Source organism: Bradyrhizobium sp. HKCCYLS1011 (assembly GCF_051167795.1).
Taxonomy (GTDB): Bacteria; Pseudomonadota; Alphaproteobacteria; order Rhizobiales; family Xanthobacteraceae; genus Bradyrhizobium.
This window is the reverse complement of the sequence record NZ_JBNPTT010000015.1, coordinates 81,136-97,306: the sequence shown is the minus strand read 5'-3', so window position 1 is coordinate 97,306 and position 16,171 is coordinate 81,136. Positions and strand designations below refer to the sequence as shown.

The 16,171-nt window shown below is 64.4% G+C and carries 14 protein-coding genes; 7 read left to right on the top strand and 7 right to left on the bottom strand.

What is annotated here, in order from left to right; genetic code table 11:
- Positions 1 to 151 precede the first annotated feature (151 nt).
- On the top strand, positions 152 to 655 hold the full coding sequence (locus ACQR1W_RS36800; RefSeq protein ID WP_434855347.1) for a hypothetical protein: 504 nt from the start codon (positions 152 to 154) through the stop codon (positions 653 to 655).
- A 227-nt stretch (positions 656 to 882) separates the two neighbouring features.
- A complete protein-coding gene (locus tag ACQR1W_RS36795) occupies positions 883 to 1,701 on the top strand; it encodes an aldo/keto reductase (RefSeq protein WP_434855346.1) in 819 nt (272 codons plus the stop codon).
- 78 nt (positions 1,702 to 1,779) lie between these two features.
- Here the strand turns inward: ACQR1W_RS36795 and ACQR1W_RS36790 are convergent, their stop codons facing one another.
- Positions 1,780 to 2,001 carry a hypothetical protein gene (locus ACQR1W_RS36790; RefSeq protein ID WP_434855345.1) on the bottom strand — a complete coding sequence of 74 codons (222 nt, stop codon included), beginning with the start codon at positions 1,999 to 2,001 and terminating at the stop codon, positions 1,780 to 1,782.
- Positions 2,002 to 2,151: 150 nt separating this feature from the next.
- Entirely contained in the window at positions 2,152 to 2,595 is a 444-nt protein-coding gene (locus ACQR1W_RS36785) for a hypothetical protein (protein ID WP_434855344.1), read from the bottom strand.
- A gap of 183 nt (positions 2,596 to 2,778) precedes the next feature.
- On the opposite strand from ACQR1W_RS36785, the gene ACQR1W_RS36780 reads away from it, so the two are divergent.
- Complete coding sequence (locus ACQR1W_RS36780; protein ID WP_434855343.1) at positions 2,779 to 4,062, top strand: amidohydrolase family protein; 1,284 nt, start codon at positions 2,779 to 2,781, stop codon at positions 4,060 to 4,062.
- A 231-nt stretch (positions 4,063 to 4,293) separates the two neighbouring features.
- On the opposite strand, the gene ACQR1W_RS36775 is transcribed toward ACQR1W_RS36780, so the two are convergent.
- On the bottom strand, positions 4,294 to 5,532 hold the full coding sequence (locus ACQR1W_RS36775) for a PLP-dependent aminotransferase family protein (protein ID WP_434855342.1): 1,239 nt from the start codon (positions 5,530 to 5,532) through the stop codon (positions 4,294 to 4,296).
- A 176-nt stretch (positions 5,533 to 5,708) separates the two neighbouring features.
- On the opposite strand from ACQR1W_RS36775, the gene ribB reads away from it, so the two are divergent.
- The 3 genes from ribB (at position 5,709) to ACQR1W_RS36760 (ending at position 9,171) form a co-directional block, all read left to right on the top strand.
- On the top strand, positions 5,709 to 6,785 hold the full coding sequence (gene ribB / locus ACQR1W_RS36770; protein WP_434855341.1) for a 3,4-dihydroxy-2-butanone-4-phosphate synthase: 1,077 nt from the start codon (positions 5,709 to 5,711) through the stop codon (positions 6,783 to 6,785).
- A 62-nt stretch (positions 6,786 to 6,847) separates the two neighbouring features.
- Positions 6,848 to 8,062 carry an acyl-CoA dehydrogenase gene (locus ACQR1W_RS36765; protein ID WP_008972055.1) on the top strand — a complete coding sequence of 405 codons (1,215 nt, stop codon included), beginning with the start codon at positions 6,848 to 6,850 and terminating at the stop codon, positions 8,060 to 8,062.
- Between the two features lie 188 nt (positions 8,063 to 8,250).
- Positions 8,251 to 9,171: an MBL fold metallo-hydrolase gene (locus tag ACQR1W_RS36760; protein ID WP_434855340.1), complete on the top strand. Its 921-nt coding sequence runs from the start codon at positions 8,251 to 8,253 to the stop codon at positions 9,169 to 9,171.
- 4 nt (positions 9,172 to 9,175) lie between these two features.
- On the opposite strand, the gene ACQR1W_RS36755 is transcribed toward ACQR1W_RS36760, so the two are convergent.
- The 4 genes from ACQR1W_RS36755 to ACQR1W_RS36740 form a co-directional block, all read right to left on the bottom strand.
- The gene (locus tag ACQR1W_RS36755) at positions 9,176 to 10,033 is read right to left on the bottom strand and encodes a DUF1499 domain-containing protein (RefSeq protein ID WP_434855339.1); all 858 of its coding nucleotides are present in this window, start codon (positions 10,031 to 10,033) and stop codon (positions 9,176 to 9,178) included.
- A gap of 147 nt (positions 10,034 to 10,180) precedes the next feature.
- Entirely contained in the window at positions 10,181 to 11,395 is a 1,215-nt protein-coding gene (locus ACQR1W_RS36750; RefSeq protein WP_434855338.1) for an MFS transporter, read from the bottom strand.
- A 136-nt stretch (positions 11,396 to 11,531) separates the two neighbouring features.
- Positions 11,532 to 12,734 (bottom strand): ABC transporter substrate-binding protein, encoded by a 1,203-nt coding sequence (locus tag ACQR1W_RS36745; protein WP_434855337.1) that lies wholly within the window; start codon positions 12,732 to 12,734, stop codon positions 11,532 to 11,534.
- 189 nt (positions 12,735 to 12,923) lie between these two features.
- Complete coding sequence (locus ACQR1W_RS36740; protein ID WP_434855336.1) at positions 12,924 to 14,552, bottom strand: fatty-acid--CoA ligase; 1,629 nt, start codon at positions 14,550 to 14,552, stop codon at positions 12,924 to 12,926.
- Between the two features lie 96 nt (positions 14,553 to 14,648).
- Between ACQR1W_RS36740 and ACQR1W_RS36735 the strand changes: the two genes are divergently transcribed.
- Positions 14,649 to 16,028 (top strand): extensin family protein, encoded by a 1,380-nt coding sequence (locus tag ACQR1W_RS36735; protein ID WP_434855335.1) that lies wholly within the window; start codon positions 14,649 to 14,651, stop codon positions 16,026 to 16,028.
- The last annotated feature ends 143 nt before the right edge of the window (positions 16,029 to 16,171 follow it).

Here is a 16,171-nt window from a genome sequence, read left to right as displayed (position 1 = left end):
TCAAGCGGCAGAGCCGTGGGGTGCTGATAGACTGTCGAAAACAGGCTGACCGTTCTCGGGTAACGAACCGAGACCTGGATAACAGCACCGGCGACTTTGATCTCGCAAGGCAGGGGGCGCGTATGGGGTTACGCGCATTCAGGAGGACGCGATGGTCCTGAAAAGTCTGTTTACACTGCTGACGGGTGCTGCGCTGCTGACTGGGGCGGCGGCGCTGGCGGACCAGTACCGTCCGGACGATTTCTTGCAGCTCGATCTATCCAAGGCGCTGCTGTCGCCGACCCCGCTCGGACCGGAGACGCATTTCGCGCCGGTTCCGGCGCAGGCGAAGGCCGATCACGCGGCGATGGCGCAGCCCGACAGCGAGGCTGATGTGCCGCGCGCGGTGGCGACACGTCGCATTCACGTGGCCAAGTCGGATGCCAAGGCTCATGACGAGTCTCATGAGGTGTCACGTGCCAAGTCGCATGAGGTGTCGCAGGCCAGGTCGCGCGTCGCGTCAGCCGACCCGGCTATGACGCTGCGGCCGCGTGGGGCGGCCCGCACCAAGCTCGCACACCGCCGCAGCAACCCGCTGGATGCGCAGGCGATGGACACGCGGATCCAGACCTGGCCGTGCAAACCCGGCAATGGCGCGATCTGCAACTGGAAATGAGGCGCAGCGTCTATCAAACCGGCTGTCACGGGCCTTGGAACTTCATGCCACGATCATAGTTAACGTTGGTTGTGGCCGGGTTCGGATCTGTCGAGCCCGTTCGCAGGCAGGTTGAAACCCGTCCCGCCAAGGGTTTGATCTTCAAAGGGCATTGATCTATCCGCCGTCGCCATGGTTCGTCCCGCTCTTCACGCCGGTGGCGCGAGCCTCTCTTCCAAGGAACTCCCATGGACACCATCGAGACCCAGGGCATCAGCCTGCCGCGGCTGGGGCTGGGCACGTACCGCATGCAGGGCACCGTCTGCCGCGAGGCGGTCGAGAGCGCGCTTGCGCTCGGCTACCGCCATATCGACACCGCCGAGATGTATGCCAATGAGGATGCGGTTGGGGCGGCGCTTGCCGCAGCCGGCGTGCCGCGCCAGGAATTGCATGTCACGACAAAGGTCTGGCCGGAGAACCTCGCACCCGATGCGATCCGCCGTGCGTTCGATACCAGCCTGAGGAAGCTGCGCCTCGACTTCGTCGACCTCTATCTCGTCCATTGGCCGGTCAAGGGCATGAATCTTCCGGCTGCACTCGAGACGCTGATGGCGCTGAAGGAGCAGGGGCGCACCCGCGCGATCGGCGTGGCCAATTTTACGGTGGCCTTGCTCAAACAGGCGGTCGAGGAGATCAAGGCGCCGATCGCCTGCAACCAGATCGAATATCATGTGATGCTGGATCAGAGCGAGGTCATGCGCTACATGGCCGCGCGCGCGATCCCGCTGGTGGCCTATTGCCCGCTCGCTCAGGGCCGCGCCGCTTCCGACGAGACCCTGATCGCCATCGGCAGGAAGCACAACGCGGGCGCGGCGCAGGTCGCGCTGAAATGGCTGTTGGATCAGAAGGGGGTAGCGGCCATTCCGAAGGCTGCGCGCAAGGAGAGCCAGCAGGCCAATCTCGACGCGCTCAAGCTTCAACTGGATGATGAAGACCGAAAGCTCATCGCCGCGCTGCCCAAGGACAAGCGCTTCGTCAATCCCGGCTTTGCGCCGGATTGGGACTGATCAGCCTCTGGCCGAACAAGGCGAGCAGCGCGCAAAGGAATGGCCCCGTGTGGGGCCATTCTTGTCTAGCGCTTGTGATCAGTACTCGTGGCGGTGCTTGATGATCACGGTGCGGTCGTGGTCGCGGTGGAACGGCCGATAGTCGCGATGCCAATCGCGATGCATGCGGTATTCGGCGCGAGCGCCGCGCCAGTCGTGATGATGGCCACGCTTGATGACCACGGTCTCGGCGCTGGCGATGGTCGGCGCCGCGATCACGATCGCACCCAGGGCCGCAACAGCAAAACCAAGCTTCTTCATGATGTCCTCCTCCTCAAGCTTTGGTGGACAATAAACTTGGCGTGTGGCCGAACGTTCCGCTGGAACTAACAGCGGAATCCTGAACGTCCGTTCAGGCTGGCGTTGCTACAAATCGACGGTAGCTCGATCCGTTGACGCGCGAGGATCTAACTAATTGCACTTCCGCAAGGCGGGCGTCGGCCTGTCGTTGGCGATAAAGCGGCCATCGCGAATGGTGTAGCTGCCGTCGGCGCCGCGATTGAAGAGCGAGCGGATGCTGCCGTCCGCCCCCTTAGTGATCCCGTTCTCGCGGGTCTGCTTGTAGTGCGGCATCACGATCGAGAGCACCAGCGTATCACCGGTCTCGATCCGGGCGTCCGTGACCTCGTTGGTATCGGAGGAATCGAAGTCGCGCCGGTAGATCAAGCGCCCGTCTGCTGTGACTTCGTAGGAGATCGTATTGCCCTGGCCTCGTTTCGCCGGCTTCGCGCAGTCGACCGCCCAGGTCCCGAGCAGTCCCCATTCCTGCGCGATCTCAGTAGCCGCCGATCCGGCGGAGGCGGGTGAGCCGAAGCAAAGCAGGAGCAGGGCGACGGGGAGCGGGCGGAACGACATCACGGGATCAGCTCTGGGAGAAGGGAGCATTCCGAACATAAGCTGCTGCGTCAGCCTTGCAACGCCTGCGCCCCTCTGCAGGTGAGGCTTCGGTGGGCGGCGATTGCGCGCAATCCCTTGCGCAACCGGAACAGCAGGCGCATGCTCGCCGCAAATAAAAAATATCATCGGGGGAGCCCAAGCATGTCCGCAGTGTCGCGCCGCGAATTCCTCGTGCAGTCGACCGGAGCCGCAGCGGCGGCCGCGTTCGGCGGACCCGCCCATGCAGCGATGGGCCCGTCCGACAAGTTCGATCTCGTCATCAAGGGTGGCGACGTCATCGATCCCAGCCAGTCGCTGCGGGGCAGGCGCGACATCGGCATCCGCTGGGGCACGATCGAGGCGATAGAGCCGGAGATCCCGGCGGAACGCGCCCTGAAGACGATCGATGCCGCGGGCCGCCTGGTGATGCCAGGGTTGGTCGACCTGCACTGTCACATCTATGCCTATGGTTCGGCGATCGGCATTCCGCCGGATGAGCTGGTACAGTTCCAGGGCACGACCACCGTGGTCTCGGCCGGAGATGCCGGTGTCAACAATCTCGCCGGCCTGCGCCGTTATATCGCGGGGCAGTCGCGGGCCCGGATCTACGCCTTCGTCCACATCGCCAATAACGGCCTGTCGTCGTTCCCGGTCGCCGAGCTCTACAATCTCGACAATGCTCAGGTCGACGCCTGCGCCATGGCGCTGGCCGAGAACCCCGACTTCCTGATCGGCGTCAAGGTGCGGATGTCGGAGAACGTGATCTTCAAGCACGGGCTCGAGCCGTTGAAGCGCGGCATCAAGGCCTGCGAGCTGTGTGGCTGGCCGGCGCGGATGATGGTGCATATCGGTGGTGTCGAGACCAAGGAGCTGATGTCCGAGATTCTCGACCTGCTGCGGCCCGGCGACGTGTTGACGCACGCCTATTCTGGTGCGCCGAACATGTCGGGCGTCTTCACCAACATCGTGCAGGACGGCAGGCTGCTGCCGGCGGCGCTCGCCGCCAAGCAGCGTGGCGTCCTGTTCGACGTCGGCCATGGCGGCGGCAGCTTCGATTTCACGGTGGCGGAGGTCGCAATTCCCGCCGGCTGTACGCCGGACACGATCTCGTCCGATATTCACGTGTTTTCCGGCAACTCTCCCGGCGTGCCGTTCCTGCCGAACGTGATGGGCAAGTTTCTCGCCATGGGCTTCCCGCTGGAGCAGGTCGTGACGATGGCGACCTCGGCGCCGGCCAAGATCATCAACCGTACGCCGAAGATCGGCACGCTTCAGATCGGTGCGCCCGGCGATGTCGCGATCATGGACCTGGTGGAGGGGCCGGTGACCTTCGTCGACACCCGCGACAACAAGCGCGACGGCAAGCTGCAGCTGAAACCGGTGCAGACTGTGATCAACGGCGTGCCCTTTGGCCGGCCGTACCAGGCACCGTTCTCGGTGCGGTGAACTGGCGCCCGGCGAGGTCGGCCTCACAGGTGCGTCTGGGTCCCGGCTCTGCGGTGCGTCGCTTCGCGCCGCACCCTGTCCGGGACAAGAGATCCGCCGCCTGGCTGATTTCGTGCGCCGCGTGTTCGTCACGCCGCCCTCGTGTCCCGGACGCGGTGCAGCACGAAGTGCTACTCCGCAGAGCCAAGACCTAAATTAGTCGCAGGCAGTTCGCAGTCCGTTACGGGCTGGCTAGCCCGCCGCGCTGGTTCGCTCGACATTCGCCGACCGCACCGGCACGCCAAAATCTTGGCGGCAGATCTCGGCGAGGATGGCGATGCCTTCCCTGATCTGCTGGTGCGAGGGGCTGGCGAAGCACAGGCGTAGCCGGCTTCTGGCGTGAACGGCATCCGTCGACCATTCCGGTCCCGGATTGATCGCGACACCGGCCTTCAGCGCCGCCTGGGCGAGCTTGATCGCATCCACCTGGTCCGGCAGCTTGACCCAGAGAAAGATCCCGCCCTTTGGTGCTGCGAATTCGGCTGCCGTCCCGAACTCCGCATTCAGCGCCTCCATCAGCGTGTCCAGCTTGGCCCGCAGGCCGCGGACGAGCTGCGGCACGTGGCTTTCGAAATGCGCCTTGCAGTACTCCGCGAGCAGCATCTGCTCCAGCGCGCCCGAGCCGGCATCGGTCTTCAGGGCCAGCATGATCGACATAATCTGCCAAGGCGCCACCACGAAGCCGACCCGCAGCGCCGGCGCGACCGACTTGGAGAACGATCCGATATGGATCACGCCACCATGCTCGGCCATGGCATGGATCGCCCGCGGGCGGCTCCCGTCCCAGGTGAGATCGGCGTAGCAGTCGTCCTCGAAGATCGGCACGCCATGGTCTTCCGAGAGCCGCAGCAGCTCGCGTCTGCGCGCTTCCGGCAACACGGTGCCGGTCGGATTCTGCACGGTCGGAATGGTATAGATATATTTCGGCCTAATACCGCGCGCCTTGAGATCGGATAGTGCGGCGGCCAGCGCGTCGATCCGCATCCCGTCCTGGTCGAGTGGAATGCCGACCGCGTTGACGCCGAGCCTGGCGAGCCGGGTCAAGGTGCCCTGATAATTGTCCTGCTCGACGATCACGGTGTCGCCGCGCGCAAGTAGCGCCTGGTTGACCAGATCGAGCGCCTGCAGCGAGCCTGACACCAGCATGATATCGTCGGCACTGCAGGACAGACCGGCATCGCGCCCAAGCTTCCGGGCGAGAAAGTCGCGCAGCGGCCGATAGCCCTGCGGTCCATGGCCGAGCCCGTAGGTCGCAAGCGAGCGGCCTTCGCGCGTGAGGACGGCATCGGCCGCCCTGCGCAGGTCCTCGACCGGGACGCCGTCGGGATCGTTGTTGCCGCCGACGAAGCTGTATTTGGCAAGGCCGGTCCAGCGCGCCACGGGAGCCGGCAGGCCCGCCGGCAGCAGGGGCGAAAAATCGAATGAGGCCATGTGCGGCGCCTCCCTTGTTCTTGTTTGCCGTCGATCCTAAACAAATCCGCAAGGATTGTCCTGACATGGACGCGTGCCGATTGAGGCGCGTTTCGCGCGGCGGAAGAACTGTCGCGGGGTACTGGCGCCGCCCCGGGAACCCGGCTAAAGCACCGGCAAAACCAGTGAGATTGTTGATGGCCGATTCAATCCAGGAAGTTCTGCAGGCGTTCGCCAAGGGCGAGCTCGTGGTGGTGACCGATGACGACGATCGCGAGGGCGAGGGCGATCTGATCGTCGCGGCCTCGCTTTGCACGGCGGAGAAGATGGCCTTCATCATCCGCCACACATCCGGCATTGTCTGCGCTCCGATCACGAGCGAAGATGCGCGCAGGCTGCGCCTCGATCCGATGGTGGCGTACAACGATTCCAATCATACGACCGCCTTTACCGTGTCGATCGACTACAAGCCGGATGGTGGTACCGGCATCTCGGCCGAGGAGCGGGCGTCCTGCTGCCGGGCGCTGGCCAATCCCAACGCGGGCGCCAACGATTTCGCGCGGCCGGGGCACATCTTTCCGCTGATCGCGCGCGACGGCGGCGTGCTGCTGCGCTCCGGCCATACCGAGGCCGCCGTCGACCTCTGCAAGCTCTCCGGACTGCCGCCGGTCGGCGTCATCTCCGAGCTGATGAATGACGACGGCACCGTGATGAAGGGCGACCAGGTCACCCGCTTTGCTGCCGCCAACAATCTCAAGCACGTCACCATTGCCGATCTGATCGCCTATCGACAGGCACGCGAGAAGCTGATCGAGCGGGTTTCGACCTTCACCACCGACAGCCCGATCGGGCCCCTGCAGGGCTATGCCTACCGCTCGCCCTTCGATCCGATCATGCACGCGGCTTTCGTGTATAACGGGATCGGTGACGGCAAGAACGTGCTGACGCGGCTACACAAGCCGAACATCGTCAAGGACCTCATCACCGGCCCGCAACGGGTGCAGGCGGTGCTGCAGCACTTCAAGAGGGCCGGGCGGGGCGTGCTGGTGTATTTGCGCGATGGCGCGGCGGGCGTTCCGGTCGAGCCGATGGGCGAACAGCAGACGGCTGAGGCCGATCGCCATCGGCAATGGCGTGAAGTCGGTGTTGGCGCGCAGATTTTGCGCGATCTCGGCATTACCTCGATCCGGAACCTGACCTCCTCGGTGCATGACTACAAAGGCCTGTCGGGATTTGGCATCGAGATCGTCGCCAACGAACGCCTTGAAGGCTGAAACCCGACGATTTAACTTCCATAGCAGCCAAGATACGCAGTCAGGACGCGAAAGGATTTTTCATGAGCGTGCGCCCTCAGGCGAAGGACAAGCCGTCCCAGGCAAGCTTCCAATGGGATGATCCGTTCTTGCTGGACGATCAGCTCACCGAAGACGAGCGCATGGTCCGCGACACCGCGCGCGCTTATGCGCAGGACAAGCTCCTGCCGCGCATCACCAAGGCCTATCTTGAAGAGAAGACCGATCGCGAGATCTTCAACGAGATGGGCGAGCTCGGCCTGATCGGCATCACCCTGCCGGAGGAATATGGCTGCGCCAATGCGAGCTATGTCGCTTACGGGCTTGTCGCGCGCGAGATCGAACGGGTCGATTCCGGCTATCGCTCGATGAATTCGGTGCAGTCCTCGCTAGTGATGTATCCGATCTATGCCTATGGCGACGAGAACCAGCGCAAGACATACCTGCCGAAGCTCGCGAGCGGCGAATGGGTCGGCTGTTTCGGCCTGACCGAGCCGGATGCCGGTTCCGACCCTGGCGGCATGAAGACCCGGGCCGAGAAGGTCGCCGACGGCTATCGCCTGACCGGCAGCAAGATGTGGATCTCGAACGCGCCGATCGCCGACGTGTTCGTGGTCTGGGCCAAATCGGCCGCGCATGACGACCAGATCCGCGGCTTCATTCTCGAAAAGGGCATGAAGGGCCTCTCGGCGCCGAAGATCGGCGGCAAGCTGTCGCTGCGCGCCTCGATCACCGGCGAGATCGTGATGGACGGCGTGGTCGTGCCGGAGAGCGCGCTGCTGCCGAACGTCTCCGGGCTGAAGGGGCCGTTCGGCTGCCTCAACCGCGCCCGTTACGGCATCTCCTGGGGCGTGCTCGGTGCGGCGGAGGACTGCATGCAGCGTGCCCGGCAATATACGCTGGACCGCAAGCAGTTCGGTCGGCCACTCGCTGCCACCCAGCTGGTGCAGAAGAAGCTTGCGGACATGGAGACCGAGATCGCGCTGGGTCTGCAGGCGTCACTGCGCGTCGGCCGGCTGATGGATGAAGGCAAGATGGCGCCGGAGATGATCTCGATCGTCAAGCGCAACAATTGCGGCAAGGCGCTGGACATTGCGCGCGTGGCGCGCGACATGCACGGCGGCAACGGCATCCAGATCGAGTATCACGTGATGCGCCACACCGCGAACCTCGAGACGGTAAACACCTACGAGGGCACCCACGACGTGCACGCGCTGATCCTGGGCCGCGCCATCACCGGCATCCAGGCGTTCGGTTGAGTCTGACGCCGTCATTCCGGGGCGCGCGTCGTCGCCCCCACTGTCATCGCCCGGCTTGACCGGGCGATCCAGTAATCGCCGGCCTATCGAGTCTCACGAAGGTCGCGGCGTACTGGATACCCCGCTTTCGCGGGGTATGACGGCAAAAAATGAGACGCGGACTTGCCCGTTGCGTAGAAGAGGCATCCATGGCCGAGGACGACGTTCCATTCAACCGCAACTTCCCGCTCAAGCCCGGCGTGGTGGAGGAGGTTCGGCCCGGCATTCGTCGCGTCCTCTGCAACAATCCGAGCCCGTTCACCTTCACCGGCACGGTCAGCTACATTGTCGGCCGCGGCAAAGTCGCGATCATCGATCCCGGCCCGGACAATGAGGCGCATGCGGCGGCGCTGCTGGATGCTGTCAGCGGCGAGACCGTCACGCACATCTTCGTCACCCACACCCATCGCGACCATTCGCCGAATACCGGCCGGCTGAAAGCGGCGACCGGTGCGACGGTGTACGCCGAGGGGACGCATCGTGCCTCGCGACCGCGTTACGAAAGCGAGAAGCACAGCCCGGAATCCGGCGCCGACCGTGAGTTCAACCCGGATGTCAGGGTTGGGGAAGGCGATGTCGTCGAAGGCGACGGCTGGCGGCTGGAAGCCGTCACGACGCCCGGCCACACCGCCAATCATCTCGCTTTCGCCTGGCCCGAGCAGAGCGCTAGCTTCGTTGGCGATCATGTGATGGGCTGGTCGACCTCGATCGTGGCGCCGCCGGATGGCTCGATGGTCGACTACATGGCCTCGCTGGAACGGCTCGCAGGCCGGCCGGAGCAGCTCTATTTCTCAGGTCACGGCCCTGAAATCCCCGAAGGCCCGCGCTACGTCCGTTTCTTGATCCGGCACCGCCAGGCGCGCGAAGCTTCGATCCTGCATCGGCTCAGCAAGGGCGAGGCCGACATCCCGACCATCGTGCGCGCCAGCTATATCGGCATCGATCCGCGGCTGACGACGGCAGCCGGCTATTCGGTGCTGGCGCATCTGGAGGACCTCGTTGCCCGCGGCGTGGTTGCGACCGGCGGCGATCCGGTGATCGGCGGCACCTATCGGCTGGCGAGCGACTAGCGCGTCATTTCCTCACCGTCTTCGCCGGCAGCTTGGCCGGTGCCGGCGGGACGACCTTCTTCACCGGCTTCTGCGCCTCGGTTTCGCCAGCCGTGCTGAGGTCTTCGATGAATTTGGTCACGCGCGAGGCATTGCTGCCGAGGTCGGAATCGAAATAGCGCGAGGCTGAGCGGATATCGATCTGGGAATCCTCGCCGTCCGGCTTAACTCGGATCGAGATGTCCTCGCGAAAGCCCATGATCGGCGTCCGCGCCACCGCCTCGATGCGGCCCTCGCGGCGTGGCGGCTGCGGTGCCCGCTCGTCGACAACGAACCATTTGCGCCGGTTGACCAGCTTCAGCGCGATCGCATAGGCGCGGTCGGGCGGCAGTTCGAGCTGCACCGGCTCGATGTCGGGATAGAACTTCTGCTGCTTCTCCCACGCGGTCAGCCCGGCGTAGACGGCGGGATTGGTGCCGTCGCCGTTGCGCAGCGGCGCCAGCGCCTCGAATGTCGGCGGCTCGATCAGATTGGTGGTGATGTCGTAGATCTTCGGCAGCTTGCGATATTGCAGGACGAGGTAGGCGGGATAGGCAAGCACGACCGCATCGATCAGGAAGGCGAGCAGGATGCGGCCCATGCCGCGGCTGCCGTTCTGCCAGATGGCGACGAAGGCGGCGAGCCCGACCAGGATCGAGAGCACGGCCAAGCCCAGCGCGCCGAAGAAGGTCGCCAGCGCCGGCTTCATCTCGAGGAAGTCGAAGCGAACGATCAGGATCGAAACCAGCACAGCCACCACCGAGAACACCGCAAGATTGCGGGTCCAGGTCGCCAGGCTGGAGACGGGCTCCGACAGATAGGGAGCATGAAATCTGCGGGCCATCGGAACCGCCGCTTTGGGGGCCATGCCGGCCGCATCGGCCGCCAATTCATCCGTGTGAGACCACGTGGATGCGGTAAATTCAAGGGCCTTGGATTCAAAGAGGCTTTTCTGGGAAGGGTGGCGCGAGACGGTTGATCGATACCGGGCTCAGGCGCGGTCGGCGGTATCGGTTCTCAGGGCGGTGAGCATCATCAGGATGGTGGCGGCTGAGAACACTGCGCCGGTCGCAAACGTCGCCTGCGGGCCGAAGGCGTGCCACAGCCATCCCGCGAGCAGGCTCGCCACCAGCAGCGCGCCGCCGGTGACGAGATTGAAGATCCCGAACGCGGTGCCGCGCAGATCGAGCGGTGCGGTGTCGGCGACCAGCGCCGAAAGCAGGCCCTGCGTCAGGCCGAGATAAAGGCCCCAGAGCGCGACGCCGATGGCTGTGCCGGTGAGGCCGGGCGCGAAGGCCAATATGAGGTCGGCCGCGGCGAGCACGATCAGCCCGCAGATCAGCAGGTTGGTGCGGCCGATCCGGTCGGAGAGCACGCCGGCCGGCATCGCAACCGCCGCGTAGACCAGGTTCATCAGCACGTAGACCAGCGGGATCAGGGAGAGCGGCAAGCCGTCGGCCTGCGCCTTCAGCACCAGGAACGCCTCGCTGAAGCGGGCCAGTGCGAACACGCCGCCGATCGCGACGACGATCCAATAGGCGCGCGACAGCCGCCGCAACTCCTGACGATGGATCGGCCAGCCGCGTTGCGGCTGTTGCGCATTCGCGGCCGGTTCACGCACGCCGATAAGGATCAATGCTACTGCAAGTGCGGCCGGCACCACCGACCACCAGAACACGGCGCGGAAGTTGTCGGCATACAGCGCCATCAGGGCGACCGCGAGCAGGGGGCCGGCAACCGCGCCGGTCGTATCCAGCGCCTGGCGCAAGCCGTAGCTCGCGCCGCGGATGCCAGGCGGTGTGATGTCGGCGATCAGCGCGTCGCGCGGAGCCTCGCGGATGCCCTTGCCGATGCGGTCAACGATCCGTGCCGCCAGCACCTGCCAGGCCGTGCTGGCCAGCGGAAACACCGGCTTGGTCGCGGCCGCGAGTCCATAGCCGAGTCCGACCAGCAGCTTGCGCTTGCCGATCCGGTCCGACAGCACGCCGGAGAACACTTTAGTGATCGCCGCGGTCGCCTCCGCCACGCCCTCGATCAGGCCGATGATTACGGTGCTCGCGCCCATGGCCGTGGCGAGAAACACCGGCAGCAGCCCGTGGATCAGCTCGGAGGAGATGTCCATCAGCAGCGATACCATGCCGAGCGTCAGGACTGTTGTCGGTATGTCGCGCCACGTCGCGGTGGTTTGTTGTGAGTGCGTTGTCATTGGCCAGAGGCTATCAGCGGCCAGCCCAGGCGGTTTTGCGCCACCTCAAGCCCATCGCAGTCGCCTCAACGCAAATGGCCTCCCATCGCGTGTCGCGAGGGAGGCCACATACTCCAAGCCCGAAGGGGCAGTCGGCTTAATGTGTCGCCAGCGGGCAGGCGCTATCGGAGAGCTTGCCGAACGCCTCTTCGCCCGACATGGTCTGCACCAGCTTGTAATAGTCCCACGGATATTTGGACTCCTCCGGCTTCTTGACCTGCATGATGTACATCTCGTGCTCCATCAGGCCGTCAGCGCGGATCTTGCCGTTGTCCGTGAACATGTCATTGATCTTGGTCTTGCGCAGCTGATCCATCACCTTGTCGGAATCGGTCGTGCCCGCTGCCTTTACTGCATTGAGATAGGTCATGGTGGCGGAGTAATAGGCCGCCTGGTTCATGGTGGGCTCACGCTTAGTCTTCTCGTAATAGCGCTTGGCGAACGCCCGGGTCTTGTCGTTGAGGTCCCAGTACCAGCCGGTGGTGAGGTAGAGCCCCTGTGCCGTCTTCAGTCCGAGGCTGTGGATGTCGCTGATGAAGGCGAGCAATGCGGCGGGCTTCATTGAATTGGCGATGCCGAACTCGTCGGCCGCCTTGATCGAGTTGGTGAAGTCGTTGCCGGCGTTGGCGAGGCCGAGCACCTGCGCGCCGGAGTTCTGCGCCTGCAGCAGATAGCTCGAGAAGTCCGAGGTCGACAGCGGCACGCGTACCTCGCCGACGACCTGGCCGCCATTGGCCTCGACCACCTTGGAGGCGGCGTCCTTCAGTTGGTAGCCGAAGGCGTAGTCGGCAGTGAGGAAGAACCATTTCTTGCCGCCCTGCTTCACCATGGTCTTGGCGGTTCCGTTCGCGAGCGAGGTCGTGTCATAGGCGTAGTGGACGGTGTAGGGCGTGCAGTCCTTCCCGGTCAGCGAAGCGCCCGCCGCGCCGATCGCGATGAATGGGATTTTCTTCTCCTTGGCGACGTTGGCCATTGCCAGGCTGACACCGGTGTTGGACCCGCCAAGGATCATGGTGACGCCGTCTCGATCGGCCCATTCGCGGAACTTCTGTGCCCCGATGTCGGGCTTGTTCTGATGGTCGGTCTCCATGAACTGGATCTGGTTGCCGAGCACGCTGCCGCCGAAATCTTCGATCGCCATCTTGGCGGCCTCGACCCCGCCGGGGCCGATGACGTCGGCATAAAGACCGGACATGTCGTCGATGTCGCCGATGACGACCTTGTTGCCGGCGGCATGGGCGGCGGTTGCCGCGAGCGAGGCGCTCACGAGCCATGGAACAATACGCGCAAATTGGAACATGATGGGCGTTTCCCTGTGTCTTGTTTTGAATTGCCGGGACGTTAGGAACCCGCAGGCCGCCCTCCAATACGTCTTTCGTCGAGTTGGCCGAAGGTTCCAGGCTCGCCGCCGCGCAAATCGGCGTGCCAAAATGAAAAGCGGCCCCTGCCAGGTCGGGCAGAGGCCGCATGGATCACCCAAGTTGTCGGATCAGGCCGCCGCGTTCGGGAAGCGATAGGCCTTGAACTGCTCGCGCAATGCCGTTTTCAGGATCTTGCCGGTCGCGGTATGCGGGATGCCGTCGACGAAGGCGACGTCGTCGGGCATCCACCATTTGGCGATCTTGCCATCCATGTATTTCAGGATGTCCTCGCGCGTGGCCTCCTGGCCCTGCTTGAGCTGAATGATAAGCAGCGGCCGCTCGTCCCATTTCGGATGCCACACACCGATCACCGCGGCCTCCGCCACCGCGGGATGGCCCACCGCGAGATTCTCCAATTCGATCGAAGAGATCCATTCGCCGCCGGACTTGATTACGTCCTTGGAGCGGTCGGTGATACGCATGTAGCCGTGCGGGTCGACGGTGGCGACATCGCCGGTGTCGAAAAAGCCCTCATCATCGAGGATGTTGTTGTCGACGTGGTAATAGGCCTTTGCGACCGCCGGGCCTGATACTTTGAGCCTGCCGAATGTCTTGCCGTCCCAGGGCAGCTCTTTTCCGGCATCGTCGGTGATCTTCATCTCGACGCCGAACGGCGGATAGCCTTGCGTCTGCAGCACGTCGAGACGAGCGTCGCCCTCGGTGCCGAGGAATGGCGGCTTCAGGGTGGCGAGCGTGCCGATCGGGCTCATCTCGGTCATGCCCCAGGCATGGCGCACGCCGATGCCCATGTTGAGGAAGGTCTCGATCATCGAGCGCGGCATCGCCGAGCCGCCGCACACCACCATCTTCAGATGCGGCAGCTTCAGGTTATGCGCCTGCATGTGTTGCAGCAGCATCAGCCACACCGTCGGCACGCCGGCCGTGTAGGTCACCTTCTCGGTGTCGAGCAGTTCATAGACCGATGCGCCGTCGAGCTTCGGCCCGGGCATCACCATCTTGGTGCCCATCGATGGTGCGGAGAAGGCGATGCCCCAGCTGTTGGCATGGAACAAGGGAACCACCGGCAGCATTGTATCTGCGGCCGAAGTGCCGAGCGAATCCCTATTATTGGCCATCAACGCATGCAGCACGTTGGACCGATGCGAATACAACACGCCTTTTGGGTCACCCGTGGTGCCGGATGTGTAGCACATCGCGGCCGCGGTGTTCTCGTCGAACGTTTGCCAGGCGAAATCGCCGTCGGCTTGCGTGAGCCACTCTTCATAGGCGATCGCGTTCTTCAGCGCGGTCTGCGGCATATGGGCCGCATCAGTCAGCACGACGTAGCGTTCCACGCTCGTCAGTTTGTCGGCGATCTTTTCCAGGATCGGCACGAAGGTCAGATCGGTCATCACGACGCGATCCTGCGCATGGTTGATGATCCAGGCGATCTGATCCGGGAACAGGCGCGGATTGACGGTGTGGCAGATCGCGCCGATGCCCATGATGCCGTACCAGGCCTCGAGGTGGCGCGCAGTATTCCAGGCGATGGTGGCGATGCGATCACCGAGCTTGATGCCGTCGCGCGTCAGCATCTGTGACACCTTGAGGGCTCGGTCGTGGATTTGCCGGTAAGTCGTGCGAACGATTGGACCTTCGACCGACCGCGTCACCACTTCCTGCGCGCCATGGATCGTGGCCGCGTGCTCGATGATCCGGTGACAGAGCAGGGGCCAATCTTGCATCAAACCAAGCATCAGGTCGTTCCTCCGGACGGTATTCGCTTGTTGCAGCGAGGTATTTTGAAAGGTTCCTACGATTTTAGCGTCGGCTGCGCCAGCCGCAACTGGACTGTGGTTACCGCCGTAGCCGCTGGCGTGCTTTCACTGCTCGCCATGTCCGACCCTGCTGCTGCGCGATCGCATCACGGGGGCCATCATGCGGTGGGCGAGCCGGCGAAGACCCGCGAATCGATTGCAGCTGCGCCGGTGCCATTGCCCCAGCCGCGCCCAGCAGAGGCGCCGGCGCGGGCGTCCGCTGCGAGCGGAAAGGGCAAGGACGAGGCTGGTAAGAGCGAAGGCAAGGATGAGGACAAGACCGAGGCTGCCGGGCCACCGCCACCGTCGGCCTGCCGGCTGGCGCTGACTGAGGATGTCGCGATCGCGCCGTCGGTCCCGCCGATCCACGGACCGGGCGAGTGTGGCGGCGACGATCTGGTGCGGCTCGAGGCCGTGGTGCTGCCGGACAAGAAGCGCGTGACGCTCACGCCCGCGGCAACAATGCGCTGCACGATGGCCACCGAAATTGCGAACTGGGTCCGCAGCGACGTTGTGCCGGAAGTGGCGAAGCTCGGCAGCGCAATTACCGCGCTGGACAATTTCGATTCCTATGAGTGCCGCGGCCGCAACGGCAAGACCGGCGCGCCGCTGTCCGAGCACGGCCGCGCCAACGCGATCGACGTGCACGGCTTCAAGCTTGCCGACGGCCGCATGATCGAGTTGACCGACCGGACCCAGCCGCGGGAGGTGCGCGAGAGCCTGCTGCATTCGGCCTGCACGCGCTTCACCACGGTGCTCGGTCCAGACTCCGACGGGTACCACGAGGACCACATCCATCTCGACCTGCTGCAGCGCCATAACAACTACCGGATCTGCCAGTGGGACGTGCTTGATCCGATGCCGAAGGTCGCGCCGCTGTTGCCGGCCGAGCGGCCCGAGGAGGCGCCGCCGCGCGCGGTCGCGGAGGCCGGGCAGGGCGGTAACGGCGCCAAGGCGAAGGTCGACGATCAGGCCAAAAGCGACAAGGCTGACGCAGGAAACGGCAAGGCGAAGGCCGAGAGCGGTCGGACCGGGCAGGACAAGGCTCGGGCTCAAGACCAAAAGCCGGTGCATGACGCGGCTCAGGGACCGCAACCCGCTCCCGACGCTGGTGCGGAGAAAGCTGCCCCTCGGTCAAAGCGCGCACCGTCCGCTTCCTCAGCCGAGCTGGCCACCGGCAGCACGGATGGGAATGACAAGTCACCGAATAAGCCTTCGGCCGGTTCGCGCAGCAAGGCGGCTGCCGATCCAGAGCGTCAGGAGAAGGCCTCGCCCGATCACGCCTCGGAAAGGGCCTCGGCGGAAAAGGCCGACCAGGGGAAGACGTCGCGTCGAAAACTCGCCGCGCAGCGGTCCACACCGCGCAAGCACCGGCACCGCGCGCGGATGTGGAATCCGTTCGCGTCGTTCTTTTGATCTCACGCGCGGAAAGCGGCCGGCTCCGACAGCCTCAAGCGAGGCGCCCGGGGCAGCTCGCGCCCCCGGAAATAAGAAAGCGCCGGAAAACCGGCGCTTTCACAAAAGGATGGCGTACGCGTTTCTGTGATTTGATCTGGATT

What these genes read in the sequence shown, in the direction of transcription:
- ACQR1W_RS36795 (WP_434855346.1), top strand. Translation starts at nt 883, where the DNA reads ATGGACACCATCGAGACCCAGGGCATCAGCCTGCCGCGGCTGGGGCTG.
- ACQR1W_RS36745 (WP_434855337.1), bottom strand. Translation starts at nt 12,734, where the DNA reads ATGTTCCAATTTGCGCGTATTGTTCCATGGCTCGTGAGCGCCTCGCTC.
- ACQR1W_RS36785 (WP_434855344.1), bottom strand. Translation starts at nt 2,595, where the DNA reads ATGTCGTTCCGCCCGCTCCCCGTCGCCCTGCTCCTGCTTTGCTTCGGC.
- ACQR1W_RS36760 (WP_434855340.1), top strand. Translation starts at nt 8,251, where the DNA reads ATGGCCGAGGACGACGTTCCATTCAACCGCAACTTCCCGCTCAAGCCC.
- ACQR1W_RS36765 (WP_008972055.1), top strand. Translation starts at nt 6,848, where the DNA reads ATGAGCGTGCGCCCTCAGGCGAAGGACAAGCCGTCCCAGGCAAGCTTC.
- ACQR1W_RS36740 (WP_434855336.1), bottom strand. Translation starts at nt 14,552, where the DNA reads ATGCTTGGTTTGATGCAAGATTGGCCCCTGCTCTGTCACCGGATCATC.
- ACQR1W_RS36750 (WP_434855338.1), bottom strand. Translation starts at nt 11,395, where the DNA reads ATGACAACGCACTCACAACAAACCACCGCGACGTGGCGCGACATACCG.
- ACQR1W_RS36780 (WP_434855343.1), top strand. Translation starts at nt 2,779, where the DNA reads ATGTCCGCAGTGTCGCGCCGCGAATTCCTCGTGCAGTCGACCGGAGCC.
- ACQR1W_RS36775 (WP_434855342.1), bottom strand. Translation starts at nt 5,532, where the DNA reads ATGGCCTCATTCGATTTTTCGCCCCTGCTGCCGGCGGGCCTGCCGGCT.
- ribB (WP_434855341.1), top strand. Translation starts at nt 5,709, where the DNA reads ATGGCCGATTCAATCCAGGAAGTTCTGCAGGCGTTCGCCAAGGGCGAG.
- ACQR1W_RS36790 (WP_434855345.1), bottom strand. Translation starts at nt 2,001, where the DNA reads ATGAAGAAGCTTGGTTTTGCTGTTGCGGCCCTGGGTGCGATCGTGATC.
- ACQR1W_RS36800 (WP_434855347.1), top strand. Translation starts at nt 152, where the DNA reads ATGGTCCTGAAAAGTCTGTTTACACTGCTGACGGGTGCTGCGCTGCTG.
- ACQR1W_RS36755 (WP_434855339.1), bottom strand. Translation starts at nt 10,033, where the DNA reads ATGGCCCGCAGATTTCATGCTCCCTATCTGTCGGAGCCCGTCTCCAGC.